The 19,260-nt window shown below is 62.5% G+C and carries 17 protein-coding genes; 5 read left to right on the forward strand and 12 right to left on the reverse strand.

The features are described from left to right. Positions 1-104: 104 nt before the first annotated feature. A complete protein-coding gene (locus AB4Y63_RS07285; protein ID WP_441790384.1) occupies positions 105-2,522 on the reverse strand; it encodes a phosphoketolase family protein in 2,418 nt (805 codons plus the stop codon). A 267-nt stretch (positions 2,523-2,789) separates the two neighbouring features. Between AB4Y63_RS07285 and AB4Y63_RS07290 the strand changes: the two genes are divergently transcribed. Continuing rightward, positions 2,790-3,419 (forward strand): hypothetical protein, encoded by a 630-nt coding sequence (locus AB4Y63_RS07290; protein WP_441790385.1) that lies wholly within the window; start codon positions 2,790-2,792, stop codon positions 3,417-3,419. Positions 3,420-3,478: 59 nt separating this feature from the next. On the opposite strand, the gene AB4Y63_RS07295 is transcribed toward AB4Y63_RS07290, so the two are convergent. The 5 genes from AB4Y63_RS07295 to AB4Y63_RS07315 are packed head-to-tail and all read right to left on the reverse strand — an operon-like array spanning position 3,479 to position 9,870. Then, the gene (locus AB4Y63_RS07295) at positions 3,479-5,938 is read right to left on the reverse strand and encodes a bifunctional salicylyl-CoA 5-hydroxylase/oxidoreductase (protein ID WP_441790386.1); all 2,460 of its coding nucleotides are present in this window, start codon (positions 5,936-5,938) and stop codon (positions 3,479-3,481) included. Then, positions 5,935-7,638, reverse strand: a complete 1,704-nt coding sequence (locus tag AB4Y63_RS07300) for an AMP-binding protein (RefSeq protein WP_441790387.1) — start codon at positions 7,636-7,638, stop codon at positions 5,935-5,937. The genes AB4Y63_RS07295 and AB4Y63_RS07300 overlap by 4 nt, the downstream gene beginning before the upstream one ends. Next, positions 7,638-8,510: an acyl-CoA thioesterase gene (locus tag AB4Y63_RS07305; RefSeq protein ID WP_441790388.1), complete on the reverse strand. Its 873-nt coding sequence runs from the start codon at positions 8,508-8,510 to the stop codon at positions 7,638-7,640. Before AB4Y63_RS07305 ends, AB4Y63_RS07300 begins: the two co-directional genes overlap by 1 nt. Next, complete coding sequence (locus AB4Y63_RS07310) at positions 8,507-8,971, reverse strand: cupin domain-containing protein (protein ID WP_441790389.1); 465 nt, start codon at positions 8,969-8,971, stop codon at positions 8,507-8,509. Before AB4Y63_RS07310 ends, AB4Y63_RS07305 begins: the two co-directional genes overlap by 4 nt. Further along, on the reverse strand, positions 8,968-9,870 hold the full coding sequence (locus AB4Y63_RS07315; RefSeq protein WP_441790390.1) for a fumarylacetoacetate hydrolase family protein: 903 nt from the start codon (positions 9,868-9,870) through the stop codon (positions 8,968-8,970). The genes AB4Y63_RS07310 and AB4Y63_RS07315 overlap by 4 nt, the downstream gene beginning before the upstream one ends. A 97-nt stretch (positions 9,871-9,967) precedes the next feature. Between AB4Y63_RS07315 and AB4Y63_RS07320 the strand changes: the two genes are divergently transcribed. Then, on the forward strand, positions 9,968-10,369 hold the full coding sequence (locus AB4Y63_RS07320; protein WP_441790391.1) for a RidA family protein: 402 nt from the start codon (positions 9,968-9,970) through the stop codon (positions 10,367-10,369). A gap of 18 nt (positions 10,370-10,387) precedes the next feature. Here the strand turns inward: AB4Y63_RS07320 and AB4Y63_RS07325 are convergent, their stop codons facing one another. The 3 genes from AB4Y63_RS07325 to AB4Y63_RS07335 all read right to left on the reverse strand — a co-directional run bounded on the left by AB4Y63_RS07325 (position 10,388) and on the right by AB4Y63_RS07335 (position 12,218). Continuing rightward, positions 10,388-11,266, reverse strand: a complete 879-nt coding sequence (locus AB4Y63_RS07325) for a PaaX family transcriptional regulator (protein ID WP_441790392.1) — start codon at positions 11,264-11,266, stop codon at positions 10,388-10,390. Positions 11,267-11,514: 248 nt separating this feature from the next. Next, positions 11,515-11,688, reverse strand: coding sequence for a CsbD family protein (locus AB4Y63_RS07330; RefSeq protein ID WP_441790393.1), 174 nt, complete (start codon positions 11,686-11,688; stop codon positions 11,515-11,517). Between the two features lie 125 nt (positions 11,689-11,813). Further along, positions 11,814-12,218 carry a hypothetical protein gene (locus AB4Y63_RS07335; protein ID WP_441790394.1) on the reverse strand — a complete coding sequence of 135 codons (405 nt, stop codon included), beginning with the start codon at positions 12,216-12,218 and terminating at the stop codon, positions 11,814-11,816. Positions 12,219-12,459: 241 nt separating this feature from the next. On the opposite strand from AB4Y63_RS07335, the gene AB4Y63_RS07340 reads away from it, so the two are divergent. Together AB4Y63_RS07340 and AB4Y63_RS07345 are read left to right on the forward strand one after the other, a co-directional pair. After that, entirely contained in the window at positions 12,460-12,624 is a 165-nt protein-coding gene (locus tag AB4Y63_RS07340; protein WP_441790395.1) for a hypothetical protein, read from the forward strand. 8 nt (positions 12,625-12,632) lie between these two features. Then, entirely contained in the window at positions 12,633-13,622 is a 990-nt protein-coding gene (locus AB4Y63_RS07345) for a DNA topoisomerase IB (RefSeq protein WP_441790396.1), read from the forward strand. 70 nt (positions 13,623-13,692) lie between these two features. Here the strand turns inward: AB4Y63_RS07345 and AB4Y63_RS07350 are convergent, their stop codons facing one another. Beyond that, entirely contained in the window at positions 13,693-15,219 is a 1,527-nt protein-coding gene (locus AB4Y63_RS07350) for a multicopper oxidase family protein (RefSeq protein ID WP_441790397.1), read from the reverse strand. Between the two features lie 378 nt (positions 15,220-15,597). On the opposite strand from AB4Y63_RS07350, the gene AB4Y63_RS07355 reads away from it, so the two are divergent. Beyond that, positions 15,598-16,296 (forward strand): DedA family protein, encoded by a 699-nt coding sequence (locus AB4Y63_RS07355; protein WP_441790398.1) that lies wholly within the window; start codon positions 15,598-15,600, stop codon positions 16,294-16,296. Between the two features lie 21 nt (positions 16,297-16,317). Here the strand turns inward: AB4Y63_RS07355 and AB4Y63_RS07360 are convergent, their stop codons facing one another. Then, on the reverse strand, positions 16,318-17,814 hold the full coding sequence (locus tag AB4Y63_RS07360; RefSeq protein WP_441790399.1) for a hypothetical protein: 1,497 nt from the start codon (positions 17,812-17,814) through the stop codon (positions 16,318-16,320). A gap of 72 nt (positions 17,815-17,886) precedes the next feature. Next, a complete protein-coding gene (locus AB4Y63_RS07365) occupies positions 17,887-19,095 on the reverse strand; it encodes an AI-2E family transporter (RefSeq protein WP_441790400.1) in 1,209 nt (402 codons plus the stop codon). Between the last annotated feature and the right edge of the window lie 165 nt (positions 19,096-19,260).

Here is a 19,260-nt window from a genome sequence, read left to right on the forward strand (position 1 = left end):
AATCGCCGACGACGTGCGCCGTCGGCACCGCCCAGTGCGAACCCGGCGGGGCGAGCCAGTCATTCCAGCTGACGCCGAACGTCGGTGAGGTGCCGAACCAACAGCTAGGCGTCGGGTGGGGTCCAGACCCAGTCTCGAATTGCAGGCAGATCTTCAAGATGCTCCCGGATGTAGTCGTGGTGCAGAGCGAGCATCCGTTCACAATGCTCGACGAGAACTGCAGCGCCGTCGAACTGACCTGACACGCGGTGGAGTGCCTCCAGAGCTAGGTGGTATCTGCTCATCCGGTTGACCACCACCATGTCGAACGGCGTTGTCGTCGTGCCCTGTTCGTTGTATCCGCGCACGTGAAAGCGCTCGGGGCCCGGCCTGCCGTGGAGCAGCTGGTGGAAGGCCCGCGCGTATCCGTGCCAGGCGACAACGACATCGCGGTCGGCGGTGAAGAGCCGCCGGAAGGCTTCGTCGGCGAGTCCGTGCGGATGCACGTCGCGTGGGGGGAGCACGAGCAAGTCCATGACGTTGACCACCCGCACTGTCAGGTCGGGCACGTAGCGTTGGAGCAGCCAGGCAGCGGCCAACGTCTCTTCTGTCGGTACATCTCCGGCGCACGCCAGCACGATATCGGGCTCAGTCGGATGGTGCTCGGCCGTCTCGTTTTCGCCGGCCTCGCTTGCTGCTTCGTTGCCGGCCCACTCCCAGATCGACGCTCCCGCCGCAGCATGCGCCCGCGCCGCCTCGATCGACAAATATTGAGGATGCGACTGCTTGTCGACGACGAGCAGGTTCACGTAGTTGCGACTTTCGAGCACATGCGCGGCCGCCGCCAGCAAAGTGTTCGCGTCCGGCGGCAGGTAGACCCGCACGACCGACCCTGACAACGAGAGAGCGGTATCGATCAGGCCCGGACCTTGGTGACTGAAGCCGTTGTGATCGTTGCGCCAACAGGTCGATGTGAGCAGGATGTTGAGGCTCGGAACCGGCCTCCGCCAGGGGAGTTCCTGGGCATGTTGCAACCATTTCGCATGCTGCACGGTCATGGAGGCGCTGACCATCGCGAATGCCTCGTAGGTGGCGAAGAGACCGTGCCGCCCGGTCAGCAGGTAGCCTTCCAGCCAGCCCTGGCAGAGATGCTCCGAGAGCACCTCCATCACCCGCCCCTCCGGTGAGATCTTCTCGCCGCCATCCTCAGCTGACTCCATCAGCGCGCGGTCGGTGACCTCGAATACGGCGCCCAGGCGGTTGCTATTGGTTTCGTCGGGGCAGAAGAGTCTGAATCGCGGATCGGTTGCCGTCTCGGAGTAGATGTCGCGCAGAAGCTCGCCGAGGGGGCGCGTGCTTTCATGCTTGGTGGAACCGGGGGTGCCGACTGTGACGGCATAGTCGTCGATCGGCGGCAGCACGAGATCGGCCACGTCGGGGCCACCGTTTGCGAAGGGGCTCGCGCCCATCCGCAGCACGCCGCGGGGTGCGAGTGCTTCGAGTTCGGGGACGAGGCGACCTGAGCTGTCGAACAAGGACTCCGGCTCATACGAGCGCAGCCATGCCTCCAGTTGTGCCAGGTGTTCAGGATTCTCTCTCACCCCGGAGAGGGGAACCTGATGCGAGCGAAATGTGCCCTCCACCTGCACGCCGTCCACTTTCGACGGGCCCGTCCACCCTTTCGGCGTGCGCAGGATGATCGCCGGCCACCGCTCAGGACCGGATGCGCCGTGCTCACGCGCCTGCGCCTGAATCCCGCGGATCTCCGTGTAGGCCCGCTCGAGAGCCACGGCGAACTCGGCATGCACGACCAGCGGATCGTCGCCGGCCACGATGAACGGATTCCATCCGTGGGCGGCCAGCAGCGCGGCGACGTCGGAATCCGATTGACGGCCGAGCACGGTCGGTCCCGAGATCTTGTGCCCGTTGAGATGAAGAATGGGAAGCACCGCGCCGTCATGCGCGGGGTTGAGAAAAGCGGGAGCCTTCCACGACGCGGCGAGCGGCCCGGTTTCGGCCTCACCATCGCCGACCACACAAGCGACAATCAGATCGGGGTTGTCCAGTGCCGCGCCCGTCGCATGCGCCAACGAATAGCCCAACTCGCCGCCCTCGTGGATCGAACCGGGAGTTTGCGGTCCGACATGACTCGGGATGCCGCCAGGGGTCGAGAACTGGCGGATCAGACGGCGCAGTCCTGCTGCATCCTTGCTGACCTCCGGATAGATCTCGGAGTACGTTCCCTCGAGGTAGACGTTCGCGACGATCGCCGGCCCACCGTGTCCGGGCCCCGCGACGTAGAGCACCTGCGCACCGGTGCGTTGGATCAGGCGGTTGAGGTGCACGTAGATCAGCGACAGCCCGGGACTCGTGCCCCAATGGCCGAGCAGGCGCGGCTTGATCTGCTCCGCCGTGAGAGGTTCGCGCAGCAGCGCGTTCTCCTGGAGATAGATCTGCGCCACCGTGAGGTAGTTTGCCGCGTTCCAGTACTGATTGATCAGTTGCAACTCGTCAGGGGACATCCGAGTGATCGAACCGTTCATGCGGGCCTTCATCCTGCAGAACTCACTCTGCGTCATCGGTTCCGGTAGTGGTCGCGCTCGGTTGCACAGCGACGTCGTCCGCCCACAATCTACGCCTCAAGACACGGTACTGCGTGCTTGCCCTGCGAGACGCCGACGACTCGATAGGATCGAGGCCAGCGCTGGGGAGTTTGGGGGGCGACTCTCGAGCGACCCGGTGTGGCTGGCATCCGGCGGAGTCGGGTGCAGCTCATTCAGAGGGATCTTCAGGGGGGAAGGGCGCATCGGTTGACCGATCGACTGACACCGCCGCAGGGCGTCCCGTTCGTGCTGTTCCGACCTCGGCGCAAGCTGTGGCGACATGCCTCGCTCGCCTGCATGATGTTCACCGTTCCCGTCTTCTTATCGCTTTACGTGATCGTCATTCCTACGGGGCGCTGGCTTCCTTTTGTTATCGCTCACGTCGTGCTTCTCCTGCTGTTCACCATTGCGGCATATCGGTTGTGGGGCGCGGGAGTCACGCTCGCCTCTGACGGAATCAGGGAGCGCGAGTATTTCAGCCGGATGGTGTTCACACCGGTTGAGGCAGTCATATCCGTCGTCGTGATGAGCGTGCGCAACTCCTACAGTGACGAAAGCGTGGAGCACGTCTTCTTTCTCGATGCCGGCGGGCGTACCCTTCTCCGGTTCCGGAGCCAGATGTGGGATCGGGCTGATTTGACCGACATGATCAACTTCTACGCTGTGCCGATCCACCGAAACGAGACACCACTGTCGTGGTCGCAATTGAGGCGATCGCACGGCCGCAATCTCGATGTCTGGGAACGCCATCCGATCGTGACCAGCAGTGCGGTGGCGTTGCTCCTTCTCATCGTCCTGGTTCCGCTCGTGATCGGAACCCTGGCAGTAATTCAGTGATCGGGATCGGCACAGCGCGCACCGAAGTGTCGAGCGTCTTGGCAACTCCTTCACGACGTTCAGAGACGAGCCTGCGCTTCGACCGGTTCCGGTGCACCGACTGGTTCCAGCGGAATTGTCGGGACAGCGACACTCGTCAGGTGAGCGTCAGCGCGCACAACGGGCATCCAGCGCAAGTGCAAGTTGCTCGGCTCCGCGAGATCTTGCTTGAGCAGTGAGAGTCGAGGCCGCACGGCGTCGGTTCGGGCAGTTGGAGGTTTGCGCGATCCCGCCGCGAACTGCTTGATCCAGGTGGCGCCCGGGCCACGATACCCCTGGTCTGCCGCAGCATGGAGGGTCCAGTTGGCGTCCCAGAGGTGAGTGCGGCCGAGAGCCACGAGATCGGCGCGACCGGCCAGGAGGATCGAGTTGACGTCGTCGTAGGACGAGATGGCGCCGACAGCGATCACGGTAACTCCACTCTTGTTCGCGACTCGGTTGCGCAGGCGATCAGCGAAGGGCGTCTGGTAGCTGCGGCCGAATGCCGGTTTCTCCTCCTGTGCGATCTGCCCCGACGACACATCGATTCCGTCTGCGCCATGCGCAATGAATGCCGCCGCAATTTCAACCGCATCGTCGTCGGTGTTGCCGCCGGCAATCCAGTCGTGGGCCGAAATTCGAACGAGCATCGGCTTGTCAGCCGGCCAGGCGGCGCGCACTGCATCGAACACTTCCAGCGGGTACCGCAGTCGGTTTTCCAAGGAACCGCCATACTCATCGTCGCGCTGGTTCGAAATCGGGGAGAGGAACGACGACAACAGATAGCCGTGGGCGGCATGCAACTCGACGAGGTCGAAACCTGCCGCGTCGGCACGCAGCGCGGCCGCAACGTGCTCGGCGCGAATCTGGTCCATTTCGGCCCTCGTGATGGCACGGGGAAGATGGGATGCCTCTCCGTAGGCGATCGCGGAAGGCCCGACGGTTTCCCATCCGCCCTCGTCCAGCGGATCATCGAGGCCCTCCCACATGAGTTTGGTGGCGCCCTTGCGTCCGGAATGTCCGAGTTGCACACCGATCTTCGACGACGTGGTGCCGTGTACGAAGTCGGTGATGCGTCGCCAGCCCGTCGTGTGGGCGTCATCGTAGAGTCCTGTGCACCCCGGCGTGATGCGCCCGTTCGCCGAAACGCACACCATTTCGGTCATGACGAGGCCGGCGCCACCCGCCGCTTTGCTGCCGAGGTGCATCAGGTGAAAGTCCCCGGGCTGGCCGTCGACTGCGGAGTACATGTCCATGGGGGAGACGACGATACGGTTCGGGAGCTCGAGCTGCCCGATCCGGTGCGGCTGGAACATCGCGGGCGCCTTCAGCTGACTGCCCGACCGCTCGGCGAAGTCCGTGGACACCAGCTCGGCGAACTCGGGATCGCGCAAGGCCAGATTCTCGAGGGTGATTCGGCGGCTGCGCGTGAGTAGATTGAAACTGAACTCGAGGGCGTCCTGATCGGCATACTGGCCGATGTTCTCGAACCACTCCAAGGATGCCTGTGCAGCGCGCTGGGTCGACGCGACCACGGGTCGCCGTTCGGCCTCATAGGCCGCGAGCGCTTCGTCGACGCTGGAATGCTCGTGCAGGCAGGCGGCAAGTGCGAGCGAATCTTCCATGGCCAGCTTGGTGCCGGAGCCGATCGAGAAATGCGCAGTGTGCGCAGCGTCACCGAGCAGCGCCAGATTACGATGGCGCCAGTTCTCATTGCGCACCGTCGTGAAGTTGATCCACTTCGAGTTATTCGCGAAGATCTCGTGCCCATCCAGCTCCTCGGCAAAGATCTCGGAAATGGCTGCGATTGACTCTTCATCGCTGACACCGGGCGGAAGCACGAGTGCTTCGTTCGCATCAAGTCCGGCCGAGCGCCAGACATCCTCGTGCATCTCGACGATGAAGGTGCTGCCGGTGTCTGAATAGGGGTAGCCGTGAATCTGCATCACCCCGTGCGGGGTCTTCTTGATCACGAAGGTGAAGGCCTCGAACACTCGATCGGTGCCGAGCCACATGAACTTCGACCGGCGCATGTCAAGTGAGGGACGAAAGCTTTCGGCATACCGAGCGCGGGTAGCCGAGTTGATCCCGTCGGAAGCAAGCACGAGGTCGTAGTCGCGCATGAGCTCTTCGGTGTCGGGAGCCAGGGTCTTGTAGAGCACGGTCACGCCCAAGTCGGCGCAGCGCTCTTGCAGGAGCTGGAGGAGCTCCTTGCGGCTCATCGCCGCGAAACCCTGCCCGCCGATGGTGTGTTTCTGGCCGTCGAAATCGATGTCGATATCGGTCCAGCGGGCGAATCGTTCACTCATCTGCTGCGCGATCACGGGGTCGGCATTGCCGATACCTCCCAGGGTCTCGTCGCTGAAGACGACACCGAAGCCGAATGTGTCGTCGGCAGCATTGCGCTCCCACACCGTCACATCGTGGCCCGCATCGAGCTGTTTCATCAGGGCTGCGAAGTAGAGCCCGCCGGGTCCTCCGCCGATAATCGCGATTCTCACGTGAGTAGTCCTTCGTGCTCGTTTGTCGTTGAGTGGATGGCCAGGAGCTCAGCAGCGGCTTCCGCCGCGGCGCGCTCGCGCAACCGAAAATGTTGAAGCTTGCCGCTCGGATTGCGGGGGAGCGAATCGACGAAATCCACACGCCGGGGGCATTTGTAGATGGCCAGATTCTCTTTGACGAGTGCCTTGATCGACTCCGCCAATGCGTCGTCGGTGGTGACACCGTCTTTCGCTACGACATACGCCGCAATGATGATGCCCTTCTCAGCGTCGGGACGTCCGATCACCGCGCACTCCAAGACATCCGGATGCTGGTCGATGACTGCCTCCACTTCGGGAGCGCCGACGTTGTATCCGGCGGCGACGATCATGCTGTCCGAGCGAGCCTGAAAAGTGAAATAGCCGTCGTCATCGCGTTGGTAGGTGTCACCGGTGACATTCCACCCGTTGACCACATAGTTGGACTGGCGATCGTCGTCGAGGTACCGGCATCCGGTCGGGCCAATAATTGCGAGGCGACCAGGCTGATTCGCCGGCAGTTCCGTGCCGTCGTCTCCGAGAATGGTCGCCCGGTATCCGGGCACAGCGCGTCCGGTTGCACCGGGGCGAATCTCGCCGTTGGCGGCAGAGATGAACACGTGCAACATTTCGGTGGCACCGATTCCATCGACGAGGCGGAGACCGGTGGATTGCTCGACCGCTTCGAATGTCTCGCGCGGCAGATGCTCGCCGGCCGACACCGCGACACGCAGTCCGCGCAAGTGCTCCGCTTTGTCGGCCTTCAGAATGGCGCGATAGGCGGTGGGTGCGGTGTACAGCACGGTCACGCCGTGCGTCGAAACGAACTCGGCGAGCTCCACGGGTGTGGCGCGTTCCGTCAACAAAGTGGATGCACCGTAGCGCAGCGGAAACACCACTAACCCACCGAGACCGAAGGTGAAAGCGAGCGGCGGGCTGCCCGCACACACATCGTCAGCAGCGATCTCAAGAATGTGTCGGGCGAACGTGTCAGCGTTCGCCAGGATGTCGCGGTGAAAATGCATGGTGACCTTGGGCACGCCCGTTGTTCCTGATGTGGGACCGAGGAGCGCAACATCGTCGGCGGCCGTTTTCACGGCCTCGAACAACCCGTTTTTCGCCTCGCATGCCGCGATGAGCTGGTCGCGCTCACCCCCGACAATCACGATGTCAGCGTCAGTGATGGCGGCTTGTTCGAGGTCGTCGAGAAAACGATGGTCGGTGAGGATGACGGTGGGTGCTGTTTTGCCGACAATCGCCCGGATCTCGTCTTTGCGCCAGGCCGTCATCGTGGTGACCACCACGGCACCCGCCTTCAGGACTCCGAGCCAACTTGCGACTGCCCACGGTGAGTTCGGAAATCGCAGCATCACCCGATTTCCGGGAATAACAGCGAAGTCTTCCGTCAGAACCTGCGCGACTTGGTTGGAGCGACGCTGCAGATCTCCGTATGTCCAGGTCTCACCGGCCGGAGTCGACAACGCGATGCGATCGGAGCCGAATCGAGCGACACCAGCGTCGATCAATTCTTCCGCGGCGTTCAGCCGATCCTTGTACTGCAGCTCGGGAAGGGTGAATTCGAAGGTAGGCCACGTGTCACGGGGTGGAAGGCGGTCGCGGGTGAAGCTGTCGACGTGAGCGGAGGGCGAGAGGCCCAGGGGAGCGGCGTTTTCGATGTTCATCAGTGTTTCCCCTCTGTCTGTCGGATCATGCCTTCTTGGGCAACGGTGGCAACCAGGTGTCCGGCGCGGTCGAAGAACCGGCCGATACCGAGGCCTCGACCGTTCTGAAGCGAGCCGAGTTCCTGTACATAGAGCAACCACTCGTCGGCACGCGCCTCGCGGTGAAACCACATGGAGTGATCGAGGCTGGCGGTGACGAGGCCCGGCTCTGCCCAACCGATTCCCTGCACGCGCAACATCGGTTCGAGGATGGTGTAGTCGCAGACGTAGGCGATGGCCGCGCGATGAAGCGCCGGGTCGTCGTCCAGACGGTCGAATGCCTTCACCCAGACGGCTTGGTGCGGAGTGTGCTCGCCGTCGACCGTGAGGTAGACCGGCCCATCCACGTGCCGGTGGTCGAAGCTTCGCCCGGTGGACCAGTAGTCAGCAGCTGCGCTCTCGACCCCGACCAGGTGTTCTGCGGAACTGGGAAGGTCGTCAGGCGCAGTAACCGACGGCATCGTCGGCTGATACTCGCCACTCGTCTCCTGGACGTGAAATGACGCGATGCAGAGATACACGCCCTTTCCGTTCTGCATTCCACGCACATGCCGGGTGGAGTATCCGCGGCCATCTCTGACCACTTCGACTTCATACCGAACTTCAGCATCGATGTCGACCGGGCGCAGGAAATAGCTGTGCATTGAGTGCACTGAACGATCATCGCTGACCGTTGCCATGGCGGCCGAGGCTGCCTGCGCGACCATGTCCCCGCCGTACGCCTTGGGCCACGGCACATACTGGCTCGTCGCGATGAACGCTCGGTCGTACAGCTCGGCGGGCACTTCACGCAGCGTCACCGCGGCGAGGAATGTGCCGGAGGTYGCCGTCATGCGCGGCGGAAGCCCACGAGAACGGAGTCGTCGACCTCGTCGAGATTGACCACAATGTTGTCCGGGGTGCGTGTCGTGAGCCACACCAGCTCCTCCGTGACAGACATGTTGCACTCCACGTGCGGCATGAATGGTGGAACGAAAACCCAGTCACCCGCTTTCATGTCGAGATATTCGGAGTAATTGTCGCCGAAGTAGATGCGTGCGATTCCGCGCAGCACGTAGCCGCCGGTCTCGGCTTCACCGTGATGGTGCGGCAGGGAGCGGTACCCTGGCTCGTTTGACACTTGCCCGAACCAGATTTTGGTTGCCTCGGTGTGCTGCGGGCCGACCCCGGAAACGCGTACGCATCCGCCGGATGACATCGTGTGTGTGTCTTCCTCGCCGCTGCGGGTAACCTGCGGCACGCGGTCCCAACGCAGTGTTTCGTCGGGGGTCGTCAGTAGTTCCTCGGTGCTCATTTCTGTGTTCCCTTCTCAAAGGTGGGTGATGGTGACATCGACGCGGGGTCGAAACGAATGGTGTTGCGGAGCGAGCMGATGCCCTCGATTGAGGTCGTGACGACATCACCGTCGCTGAGGAAAAGTTGAGGGTTCATGCCGAGGCCGACTCCGCCCGGGGTTCCGCTCAGGATCACGTCCCCGGGGGACAGCGCGGTGAACTGGGAAACATAGGAGAGCAGCCGTGCGGCATCGAAGACGAGTTCGCGGGTGTTGCCGCTCTGCATGAGTCGCTCGTTCACGTGGCAGCTCACATCAAGTCCCTGAATCGGGTCAAGGGAATCGGCGGTCACGATCACGGGGCCGAGGGGAGTCGTGCCGTCGAACGCCTTGCCCTGAAACCACTGCAGAGTGCGGCTCTGCCAGTCGCGCATCGAAATGTCGTTGGCGACCGTGTAGCCGAGGATGCCGCTGTACGCTTCGTCGATGTCGGCGCGATGCAGGCGCCGGCCGACGACGACGGCAAGCTCGGCCTCCCAGTCCACGCGAGTGCTGGAATGTACGGTGATGGTGGATTCTGGCCCCGTCAACGTGTCTGCGAACTTGGCGAAGAGCGTGGGGTACTCGGGAACGTCTCGCCCGGTCTCGACAATGTGATCGCGATAGTTGAGGCCGCAGCAAATGATTTTTGACGGCCGAGGCAACGGGTTCAGAAAGGTCAGGTCGGCTTCGTCATACCGCTCGTGCGCCCCTGCGGAGGCGAGACGGCGAGCCACCCATTCCTGCCAGCCTTCAGCGGAGACGAGAGCGGAAACATCCGTTTCATCGAGCAGAACCCACTGGCCATCTCCGCGTACGGCGGCATGGCTGAGTTGGGTCGACTGCATTCCCACGGGTGGGGAAATGGTGGCCAGGAGCATCGTTGCAACCTCATTCTGAATATGTCGCATATTTTGCGACCGTCAGGTAGTGTCAATATAACACGCTCCCACCCACCTTGAGAAGAAGCGAATTCACATGGCACACGAGATCATCAACCCGACAACCCTGTCCAAGCCGCGTGGGTTCGCCCACGGCGTTCTCGCCGACAATGTCGTCTACCTGGGCGGCCAGACCGCCATGGACAAAGACGGCGCCATTGTTGACGGTGGAATCATTGAGCAGTTTGTCTGTGCTTTTGGAAATGTGCTCGCGACGCTTGCCGCAGCGGGCGGGCGGCCGGACAACCTGGTCACTGTCACGATCTACCTCACCGACGTCGACGACTACCAGGCGAACGGCCGGGAAATTGGCCGACTCTGGCGCGAGATGGCCGGCACCGAGTATCCCGCGATGGCCGGAATCGGCGTTACACGTCTCTGGCAGCCAGAGGCCTTGATCGAGATTCAGGGAATCGCTGTACTCGACGCACCCCGCTAGGGCCTGTTCCCGCTCGGCCTACTTCGCAGGAATCGCGTGAAGGATTCCGTCGGCATGGTGCCGGGCCGCCGCGCCGAGACGCGTGTGGAGTCGAAGGAACAGCGCCTCTGCTGTCAGCCCACTCCAGTCTTCCGGGAGATACTCCGCCGGGAGCCCGGGGTCCAGGTAGGGCAACCGGCGCCACGCCGTCACCAACTCGATGTAGTCGACGAACGCGGAACACTCCGCATCAGCGTCCGGGGTCAAATCCGTCATCGCTGCCTGCTCATCGTGAGCGGGCCAGCGCTCGCTCATCTCGGCAAATCGCAGCAGGAAGTCACGATAGAGAGCGTCGAGCTCCGTGAGATTCCACCACCGGGCGACAGTTGATCGATTGTGCTCAGATGTGAGATGTGTGGCGCGAAACAGCTCGACGTAGTCAATCAATTCGGCCCGGGCAAGAGTGCGAGAGAGTTCCTCGGCGATCGTGTCCGGCGCGATCCACAAGCCAGGGGACACCTGACCGCAGCCCAGCCGGGTGAGAATGCTTCGGATGCGATGGCGCAAGTGGCGTTCACTCTCCGGCACCGAGAACGACGCGAGAATCCATGGGTCTCCGGCCTGGGCCCTCTTCGGTGCGAAGATGCGCTCGTCGCCGGCACGAAAGACTTCGTCGAGCCGCGGTGAGAGCCGGTAGGCGGCCGACTGCCCCTTCTTGACACTGTCCAGCACGCCCCGGCGCTTGAGACGGGACACCGACGACCGCACGCCAGCCGCTTCGACGCCCAACTCGGAAAGCAGGCGAATGAGTTCAGAGACAGCGAGGGCACCGTCGTCATTTCGGGCGTAGAGCCCGAAGATAGTGATGATCAGGTGCTGAATACGGTGAGCGTTGGTCGCTTCCTTGACCATCGTCATGAGATCAGCTTAGCCGTCGGCTACCGGCTCGAGTCGAAGGCGCGGGCCGGAACGCGAAAGAAAGTCGGCACGAGATGATTCGTGCCGACCTTCTCGCGCAGATCAGCGACTTGACGGGGAAAGACCGCGTGCCGAAGAGCGGTACCTGATCGGCAGGTCTCGGCAGGTTCAGAACCGAGGGTCGCTAGCCGTCGTCGCGGGCACGATGGCGCCGTCACTCGCTCGCCACATCGTCCGGTGATCCCACGCTATTCCTTGAACGCGTCCTTGACCTTTTCGCCGGCTTGCTTGAGGTCGGCTTCGACCTGATCGGCCTTGCCCTCGGCTTCGAGATCTTCGTTTTTCGTGACCTTGCCGGCAGTCTCTTTCACCTTGCCGGTCGCATCCTGGGCTGCGTTCTTGATTTTGTCTGAGCCACTCATGATCGTCTCCCTCTCGAATGTGTGTCGCTTATATTGGTCGCGTATTCGACCTCTGAAGAACATAGATCTAGGCATTGATCTTCGACAAGTGATTGACAATCCGTTCGAATGGTCAGTACGCAGAACTAAAGCCCGTCGCCCGGGCGCGCCTCGTCCGCACTCCCACTCGGGCGGTCGTCGTCGGCACGCGGGTCGATTTCGTCGGCACGCCGAGCCTGCTCTGACGAATCGTCGCGAAGCTTGTTCGCATCCGACTCATAGAGCGCAGACTCCCGGCGAAGCCGCTCCGCGTCAATTTCGGCCTGCGCTGCGTCGGCCTGCGCGCGCGCCGCCTGTGCTTCGTTCTCGCGTGCGTCCAACTCGACTTGCGCCGCATTCTCACGCAAGTCCGCGGCCTTTTGTCGATCAGCAGCACGCTGTTGCTCCATCCGTTCCCTGCTACGTCTGTTTGCCAAGTAGAGGATCAGTCCCACAATGACGAGTAGAACGATGACCCCGACAATGATCCACACCAGTGCAGTTGTATCCATCGGACTTCCACCTCTTTTCTCTTCTTTGACCCGATCCAAAGCACACGATTCGTCGCGTCTGGGCCTGAATGTACTCTCGGCCTCGGCATTGAGGCAGTGCTCGAAACGGATGCGAACACGGGCGAAGCGTCGTTTCCCATTCAGTGGCAGGAATGCCAGGTCAGTGATTGGATGGGAGCCTGGCACTGCTCCTCTCAACAGCAATGCGAACTCGTCGTATGAATGAAGGAAGGTACTCGACATGAATCTCTTGCTCATTATCATCGTCGTCGTCGCCGTTGTGCTTCTCATCACCGGCGGCTTCGTGCAGTCCCTGCAGTTTCTACTCTGGGTGGGAATCGTTCTGGCCGTCATCGCCGTGATTCTCTTCATTTTCCGGGCCATAACGGGCAGAAAAGACGTCTGAGGCGGAACATGGGGCCCGGGGTGACACGACTCCGGCGCAGTAATACTTCGGTTCACGCCTTTGCTCGAGTACGGTCTGGCCGGGGATTCAGCTATAGAGATCCGACCGGGGCGACCGTGCGCGACCGGTCTCTCCGGGCGCGATTTGATGGGCTGGCGATTCCACCCGCATGGACCGCAGTATGGATAGCGCCTCATGCGAATGGACATATTCAGGCGACGGGAATCGACGCCGCAGGACGACGGCAGTACCTGTACCACCCCGGCTGGCGTGAACACAAAGATCGGATCAAGTTCGAGCGGGCACTTGATCTCGCCGCAGTGCTTCCGAGAGTTCGAGGTCACATAACGCGCACGTTGCGAGCGGGCGGCACCACCCGGGAACGCGCGCTGGCCGCCGCATTCAGAATGTTGGATGTCGGATCCTTGCGTATCGGCAACGAACAATACGCTCTGGCATACGGAAGTCGCGGAATCTCCACTTTGTTGTGTGCACACGCGTCGACGCACGCGAACGTCGTCTCCCTGTCGTTTCCCGGCAAGAGCGGGCAGCCGTGGCAGAGCGAGATTGACGACGCCGACCTCGCCGCGTTCGTGCGAGCTCGGAAACGCCGGGGTCCCGCGGCCCCGCTCCTGGCCTGGAAGAACGATTCAGGATGGCATGGGCTGTCGGCCGCAGAAATCAACGAATACGTTCGTGCGGTAGCCGGCGGCGATTTCACTTCGAAAGACTTCCGGACGCTCCACGGCACGACCGCAGCCGCCATCAGTTTGGCAAAGCATGGTCCGGAACACACCCGGCGCGCACGAGCGACCGCTCTGGCCGAGGCGATGCGTGAGGCGGCATTCGTTCTGGGAAACACGCCAGCAATCGCCCGCACGAGTTATGTCGATCCGCGCGTCATTGACCATTTCAATTCGGGAACGACGCTCAATCTCACTCGTGGCAGTTCGTCCGAATCACAGCTACGAGTGCTCCTCAGTTCAGGTGAGGGATAGTTGGGTCAGGAACGCGCGAGCGTTTTCTGGACCCGTTTCTTCCCGGCCGAGTCGTCGGCACATCGGTCCGTTAGTGGTCGTGGCCCGTGCCCGGTGGGAGGCTCGCCCGCTCGCCCGGCTTGACCACGACGAATTGGCCCATCATCCCCTGATCCTCATGCCAGAGCAGATGGCAGTGGTACATATAGGGCACGGTCGGATCGCTGTAGTCCTCGAAACGCATGATGATGCGGTACTCACTCCCCGGCCGCAGGTAGATCGTGTCCTTCCAGCCGGCGAGTTCCGGGCCGGGCGACGTGCCATCGATCGTGAGCACCTCGAACTGCACATCGTGAACGTGAAATGAGTGCGGCATGTCCATGTCATTGCGCACGGTCCAGATCTCCGTCGAGTTCAGCTCAACGACCTCGTCGATACGGTCCATTTGCATGCTCGTGCCATTGATCTGAAAGCCATCAAGACTGAACGTGCGCTCGACCGTTGCACGTGCCGGGTCGAGCCGCTCCATCGGCACCAGTGCAGGGGGAATGGTTCCGATGCTGGCGAGAGTGGAGTTCGCCCGGAGCTCCAGCACATCGAAGCTGTCGGCTCCGGCGTTCATTCCTGACACCGCCGCGTCGATCCCGAGGTCGGGCGGCAATGATTGCAATGTCACCGTCTCACCCGGGGTCATCGAGACAAGAATCTCAGCGCGCTCTCCGGGTGACAACTGGATGCTCGGGGTAGCGTAAGGCGATTCAAGCAGCCCGCCGTCGGTACCGATCAGTGCAAAGTCGCGTCCATCGACAAACGCGAAATCGTAGATGCGAGCCGGCGACGCATTGAGCAGGCGCAAGCGCACGACATCCGTGGTCACGTCAAGATAGGGTCCAACGGTGCCGTTCACGAGCAACTGGTTGCCGATGGGGCCGACGAAGCCGCGCGTCGACGTGACGAACTCGCCAGCTGCGTCAAAACGCACGTCCTGCACGATCACGGGGATGTCGTCGACACCATAGGTTCGCGGGAGCGGCAGAGCGGCCTCGGCATCGTCGTGCAGGATGAACATGCCCGCCAGGCCCATCGAGACATGCTTCTCGGTCTCGCCGTGCGGATGCGGGTGATACCAGAGCGTCGCCGCCGGTTGGTCGATGGTCCACTGCGGCGACCATCTCGCACCGGGCTGCACCATCTGGTGGGGGCCGCCGTCCATGGCCGCCGGCAGATGCATGCCGTGCCAGTGCACGGTCGTCGGCTCGGAGAGGTCGTTGCGCACATTCACCACGACCTCCTCGCCACGTTGGGCGACGAGCGTGGGGCCGAGGTATGCCCCGTTGAAGCCCCACGTCGTGGTGTTTTTGCCGTCGACGAACTGGCTGGTTCCTGCCGTCGCGTCAAGCTCGAAGACTCGTCTGCCCTGCGAGTCAAGGGTGGACTCAGCACGGGGAGGGATGATGAGCGGCCTCTCGAAGTCGACGGAGCCGATCGTGGAGATTGTTCCGCCGCCGGAGAACCGGCTGCAGGCACTCAGGCCGACGGTCACCGCGAGGGCAGCTGCCGCGAGTGCAGCAACAACGACGAGGGTGGCGCGCGGGCGGCGCAGTCGGATTGCAGGCATGCCACCAGTCTTTCGGCTGGGCCGGGGCCCAGCCATCCACCTGACCCACACCTGCGCGGTGGGGATAACCCCCGCTGACACTGGAGCAGCGGAAGTCATCGGGACTCAGCTCGTGGGATCGTGTCGCGCAGTGGTGAGACGAGATCATCGCCGGACTAGCCGCCGCCTCGCCGGGTAGGAAAGTGCTGGGAGCCGCCCGTGTGAGTGCGAACAGGCCCAGATCAGCGCAGGGCAGTTGGTAAACTGCCCACAGACTTCCGCGTAATCACGCGGGTTTTTCGCATGTAGGCGCCGTGTGGCGCCGATCCTACGGGCCACTCTCGAATTTCGGCGCTGCTCGTGGCCAGCCCACCAACCGCAAGGGAAACTACCTTCTCCATGTTTACGAGCATTCCGGGACTCGAATTCCTCGACGCCGACTGGCTGATCCGCTGGTTCGGTCCGTTCATTCTTCTGGGCGTGGCCAGCGTCGTCTTCATTGAGACCGGCTTCATCGTCCTCTCGTTTCTGCCGGGCGACTCCCTACTCTTCACCGTGGGGCTGCTCACAGCGACCGGCGTCGTCGATTTCCCGATCTGGGTGACCGCCGCAGTGATTTTCGTCGCGGCATTCGCCGGCGACCAACTGGCGTACTACATCGGACGCAAGGCGGGGCCCGCGGTATTCAAGCGCGAGCGGAGCCGTTTCTTCAACCCGGAGAACGTCGAACGAACCAATGCGTTTTTCGAAAAGCACGGTGGAAAGGCCATCGTTATGGCCCGATTCCTCCCCGTCTTCCGCGCCTTCGTCCCCGTCGCGGCGGGTGTTGGCCGGATGAGCTACCGAACTTTCGTGAGCTTCAACCTCATCGGCGCGTTCCTCTGGGGCGTCGGACTGACCTTGATCGGATTCTTCCTCGGACAGATCGAGTTCGTCGCTCAGTATGCCGAATACTTCATCATCGGAATTGTTCTCGTTTCCGGAATTCCGATCCTGATGGAACTCGCCAAGGCCGGACGAGCGACTCTGTCGCGTCGCCGGGAGCGCTCGTCGGCCGAGGAAACCGCTGTCGTCTCGGACTCGGATCTCGTCGTCTGAGGGCGACCGCGGTCGATTGCTCTACCTCTTTGCGTCGAGTACCTCTGTCGGCGTGCCGTCGGCATCGGCGGTTGACGCCTCGGTCGGCGGAGACGCTTCCSATGGTTGAGACGTTTCCGCTGGCTGAGGCGCTCCGGGCGGAGGAGAAGCCAGATCCGAGTCGGACGGCTCAGGGCCTGAATCCGACTCCGGTGCCGGCGGCCGCTGGAGGAGCTCAACGAGCGCGAGCACGATCAGCGCGATGACGAGCGTCCAGAGAATCAATGAGATCGATATCGGTCGCACGAACACGATGACGGCGGCCGCGATGACCGCGATCGCGGCATGGATCAGCACGCGCTGGGCGTAGAGCGCCTCACCGAAACGCCCGGTCGTCAAACCGCGTCGTGCCGCCGCATTGCGTAGTGACGCCGTTCCCGCCGAGACGAAGCCCCTCAATTTGCGTGGTGTGTCGAACGGGCCGGCCAGCCAGCCGACGATGGCGACGACAAGTGCGAGTGTCAGCACGGCGACGGCGGTGTCCTGCATCGCCCCGATGACCGTGGCGTAGAGAATGCCGGCTACGTCGCTGGGCAACAGCGACGGGCTGACCGAGGTGATGAACACACCCTGTCCGATGGCAAAGGCCGCTACGGCGAGCCCCGAGGTGATCGCCAATGCAACCGCGGCCCAGATCAAGGCGCGGCTCTTGCGGCGTGCGACCAACACGCCCGCGGCGAGCAACCCGAGGGCGACCCAGGAGAGCCACGCACCGGCGGCGACGGCCAAGGAGTAACCGAGCTGCACCGTCGGGATGGAATCCGACTGAGCAACGGTAATGGTGCGGTTGATCGTCGGAATTTGTTCGGCAATGGTAATGCCCTGCTCGACGAGGGCCGACTTCACGGCTTCGATGATGGGGGCGAGTTGCACGCCGATAGATCCATCAGAGCCGATGGCCACTGCCGCCTGGGGGTTTCCCTGCATTGTCGCAACGAACTGTTTGTGGGTGATGCGCAGCGCTTGCTCCCACACAGTGGCGAACGTCTCTGAACTGACGAACTTTGCCACCCGGTTTTGAATCAGCGACTGCAGCCCCGCCGCTGCAGGACCTTTCAGAGCGTCGAGCGCCTTCGTCGCTGCCGGCCCCGTCCCGAGCGATGTGATCCCGTCGATCACATCTGAGGTGATCGCCGGAATGTCGACACGATCGTTGATGATCGTGACGACTTCGTCGGTGACGTAGGCCTGAACTGCCGCCTCTTCGGCAAGAGGGGCGTAGGTGGCGACAAACCTCTCGGTGTCGGTCAGCGTAACCTGAGCCCAGGTCGCGACGATTGCCACAGGAGCCAGGATCGCTCCGAGCACGATGAGCACTGTCGCCAGCACGGTCCAGCCCCAGGGCCGTTTGTGCGGTGCGCGCGCCGAGGTCGACGCTCCCGATTCGGCGAGCAAAGCGGTGCGCACGCGAAGGTCGCGGTTCTCGGCTTCAAGTTCGCTGAGGCGACGCAGAAGCTCGTCTTGGTCTGACTCTGGCATGTCGTCCCCGATCGTCTGGCTGTGGATCATTATTGACCGATATCGGCAATCATGCCGAGGCCACCTGCGCCTTTACTCGCCGTCTGGCTCGGGATCGCCTGGGGGCGACGCCCCGTGGGCGCCCCGTTTGGCTTGTCGTTCCTGTTTCTTCGCGGCATCGTCTGACTTCATGATCGTGCGCGTTTCGGCGGTCGCGCCGATGGCCGGGCTGATCCACTGGGCGCTGGGGTTCGCATCGATCAGCACCATCCGGCCCATCAGCGTGAGGGGGATTGCGAGGATGGCGCCGATCGGTCCGATGATCACGGCCCAGAACAAGACCGAGAAGAAGGTCAGCGTCTGGCTGAGTGCAACGGCATTCCCGACTACGCGCGGCTGGATGATTGATTGAACGACTGCATTGATGATGCCGTAGACGACGATGACCGCGACGACTGTCGGCCATCCGCCCACCAAAAAGCCGAAAATGATTGGCGGAATGAGGGCGAAGAAATAGCCGACGTTGGGTATGAAGCTGCAGAGAAAGGCAAGCAGGCCCCAGAGAAGCGCGGCGGGTACACCCATGATCACGAGCGCGATGGTGTTGAGCGCGCCCTGCACGGCGCCGAGAACGGTCGTCACGACCATGTAGCGACGTACATTCGTCGCGTAGCCGGTGAGTGCATTGACCAGGTCAGGTCGGCTGGGGCGGAGCTGCCGCAGAATCGTCGGTACATACACGGCGTCAGCACTCATCAGAATGAGCATCGTCAAGATGATGACCAGGGCCCCGGTGATGCTGAAAACGCTGCCCAGAAGGCCGCTGAAGAAGTTCACGATGGAGCTCGGATCGAAACTCGATTCCACCGTCTCAACTTGCTTCTGACTGATCCCGATACTTTGAAGCCAAGCACCGATGCTCTTGCCGATCTCGGCGAATTGGTCCGAGTATTGGGGGAGCATGTCAACGAACTGCGCGAAAGCGATGATGAGCGTGTAAGCAAACCCGGCGAGGAGCAGGAAGACCACGAGGATGACTGAACCCGTGGCCAGCCCATGCGGTACGCCGCGCTTTTCGAGACCGGTCCGCACCGGATGGGCACAGATGCTCAGAATCAGCGTCAACAACACCGGTGCGAGGATGCCCTTGATACCGCCGATGCCGATCGCCGTCACGGTCGCAGCCGCGAGGCCGATGAGAAGGATCGTCCCACGCGGGAAGCCAGCTGACGGCGCCCGTACTGGCCCCTCTGGCACGCTGACGGCAACGTCGGTGCTGTCGGAACTTCGCTTACGTCTCATTGCCTGCGCCGTTCTCTGCGAAGGTGAACATCCGGTTTTCCGGAAGTCGCAGCACCAGTATTACCGAGCCCGGGAAATTCCGTTGGATTTTCTCTCATCCAGAGCGGGTGGCCTTCGCCGGTGTCGAATGCCAACGACACGGTTTCCCCAACGAACTCGTTGTGC

It is taken from the genome of Leifsonia sp. YAF41 (genome assembly GCF_052113185.1).
In the GTDB taxonomy this organism is placed as follows: domain Bacteria; phylum Actinomycetota; class Actinomycetes; order Actinomycetales; family Microbacteriaceae; genus Cryobacterium.